We start from the raw sequence: 2,705 nt of genomic DNA, 5'->3' as shown, positions 1-2,705 counted from the left end.
GCCTAACGCCAGAGGTAAGCGGCGCCGGAGCACCGAAGGTGCGCAGGGCACCAATACAGGCCATGAGAATGCCGAAGGCATGGCCTGTATTGGCGTCCGCTTGGCCGACCAGTTATGCCAGCGAGCTTAAACGAAGCCAGACTGGTGAGCGCGAAGCCAGGACCGTTTGGTGCGCTTGGCCATGGAGAGGCACTAGCGACAGCGCTGCATCGCGGAGGCAATGCCCGGCGCGAAGTACCAGGAAAGAGGCCGTGGTCGTGTGACTGTGCGAGTCCTGCGATGAGGCGATGGAAGGCAAAGGACACGGCCGGGAATAGACGCTCAGCCATATGCATGATCAGGACTTCGCGCCGGCAAGGTTGAGGTGCGCATGAGGTGCTGACAGCCAAGTTCTATGCATGAAGCAAGCTGGGGCATAACGCCAAAGTTAACGGGCGGCGCTGCGGAGCAGCGACGTCCCTGTTGAACGACCAGTTAGGCTGGTGCGCGCAGGCGAGGGCGTTGAGGCCACGGCAACCTGGCTGCGTGCACTGATGCTTGGCCTGTGCATGGCCGCTCCCTTGATTTGATTTCCAGAGATTTTGCCTGATGCTGGTGGGCAGTGGCAGCGCGGTTTCCCTGCGCTGAGCGCCGGAGGACGCGCGGCCCACTTGGTGATGGCCTGCGGAGAGATGGCGTGGCACATGATCACCATTGCCTGCCGAAGGACAGGCAACCAATTGCCTATGGCGTGTGGCACTTTGGCGCGGCTGTGCGGTGCGCAGGCTGCCGTAGGACAGACAGCCAGGTTGAGCCTTAGCATTGCGCCCGGTTGCTGCACGCATGGACACTCAAGCGCCAAACGTGAAGCATGGCTTCAGCGCCAGAACGATAGAGAAAGAGGCGATGGCATGAGCCGGTGTTCTCGCGTGATAGCGACGATGGCTACTGGCGCAGGTTGCCAAGGCAAAGAAAGCAGCTGAGGCCCGCGGCAATGTTCACGCATCTTGAGCGGTGCGGAGCGCTGCATCGGTTCGAGTTGCAATGGACAAGATTGCAGGCGTGGCCGATTGCTTGTTAAGAAGGGCCTAACACCCAAGGTAAGCGGCACCGGAGCACCGAAGGTGCGAAGGGTACCAACAAAGGCCATGAGAATGCCGAAGGCATGGCCTTTGTTGGTGTCCGCTTGACCGCCCAGTTAGGCTGATGGCAGATGCCGCGACGGATGAGAACAAGCTGAACTGCCGACGGTCATTAATGTTTGGCCTGTGCATTAGATTGCCTTACGTAGACACGCCAAGTTCCCAGAACTACACCGAAGCAAATGGAAGCGTAGACAAATGAGATGGGTAGGCCAAACAGCAACAGGGCGGCATTGTCGGCGCTGTCTGCATTGAACTGCTGAATGAGTTGCTCCGATGGATTTGGTGTGTGATTCATCAGTGATGTCCATTGCGCATCTATCCATGCCGATGCGCCGAACTCCAGGCCCCAGCCGCTGAAGGATGCAAGCGCTAGAGCAAGGATCACGTGCGACCGTTTACGGAGACGCGTTGTGAACACCGCGATTGCCGGCGCAAGCAGGTAGAACGCGATGTCAAACGGATTGATTCCGAAGTTCATGCCAAAGAACCACTCAGTAGCGAAAGGCCCAGATTCAACCAGCAAGTGCAACGCTAGTACGTCCGAAGAAGACTTCGGAAGGCGTCAGGAAATTGTGGCGTTTGCGTGGCCTGTTATTGAGTTCGCTGGCGAAGTGATCGCACTGCTTTTGAGTGAGATGTTGCATGCAGACTCCCTTTGGTACGTATTGACGTAGCAGGCCGTTGAAGTTCTCGTTGGTGCCACGCTCCCAGGAATGATAAGGGGTGGCGAAGTAGCACTTGAGATTGAAGTGTTCCTCTAGCTTTGCGTAGTCGTGGAACTCCGTTCCGTTGTCCAGGCTGAGCGTTTTGAATTGACGCTCGTACTTGGCGATGGCGACCTTGGCAGCGCAGATGACTTCTTCTTTGGTGCGAGCCTTGAGCTTCATGACGATGGCAAAGCCACTGACGCGCTCGACCAGAGTAAGCAGGCAGTGGCGCAGGTCTTTGCCGATGACGGTATCGCCTTCCCAGTGACCGATCGCGATGCGCAAGTTGGCCTCCTGTGGTCGCTCGCTGATATGGCGCTTGCCGGCCAGAACACCCCTTGAATCCTTGGATCGGTAGCGTTTGCGACCGTTCTTGGACATGATGCGTGTGTGCGATACCAACTCACCGCCGCTGGCCTTGTCGCGACGCAGCCAGCGGTAGATGGTCTCGGTGCTGATTTCAAGGAGCTTGAAGCGTTTGAGGATGCCGCTGATTTGCTCAGCGCTGAACTTCCTGCGGATGAGGCTAAAGACCTGAGCGCGCTGAGCGTCGGAGTAGTGAGAGCCGCGACGGCAGCGCCGACGTCGAGCCACGGCGTAACTGTGAGCCTTCTCTGGCCGGTACTGCGCTCGGTGAGTAGTCAGGTTCCGGCGAAGCTCACGACTGACGGTGCTTGGGTGTTTGCCAATTTGGCGAGCGATCTCGGCTTGAGAGTATTTGGCTACTCTCAAGGCGTTGATGGTGTATCGTTCCTCTTGGGTGAGTTGGTGATACGTCATAGGTGCAACCTCGTTCTTGGTCGGATAAGGTGCAGCTAGTTTCGCCGCTCCCCACCCATTTCAATGAACGTTGCACTTACTAGTTGAATCCGCG

Annotated in this window: 2 protein-coding genes; both read right to left on the bottom strand. The window is 57.6% G+C overall.

The annotated features are described in order from the left end of the window. Positions 1-1,233 precede the first annotated feature (1,233 nt). The gene (locus tag JY96_RS21595; protein WP_035044302.1) at positions 1,234-1,602 is read right to left on the bottom strand and encodes a hypothetical protein; all 369 of its coding nucleotides are present in this window, start codon (positions 1,600-1,602) and stop codon (positions 1,234-1,236) included. A gap of 34 nt (positions 1,603-1,636) precedes the next feature. Then, positions 1,637-2,611 carry an IS30 family transposase gene (locus JY96_RS21590; RefSeq protein WP_035040509.1) on the bottom strand — a complete coding sequence of 325 codons (975 nt, stop codon included), beginning with the start codon at positions 2,609-2,611 and terminating at the stop codon, positions 1,637-1,639. Positions 2,612-2,705: the final 94 nt, after the last annotated feature.

It is taken from the genome of Aquabacterium sp. NJ1, assembly GCF_000768065.1.
Taxonomy (GTDB): Bacteria; Pseudomonadota; Gammaproteobacteria; order Burkholderiales; family Burkholderiaceae_C; genus Aquabacterium.
The sequence above is the reverse complement of the archived record's forward strand: the minus strand, read 5'-3'. Positions and strand labels throughout refer to the sequence as shown.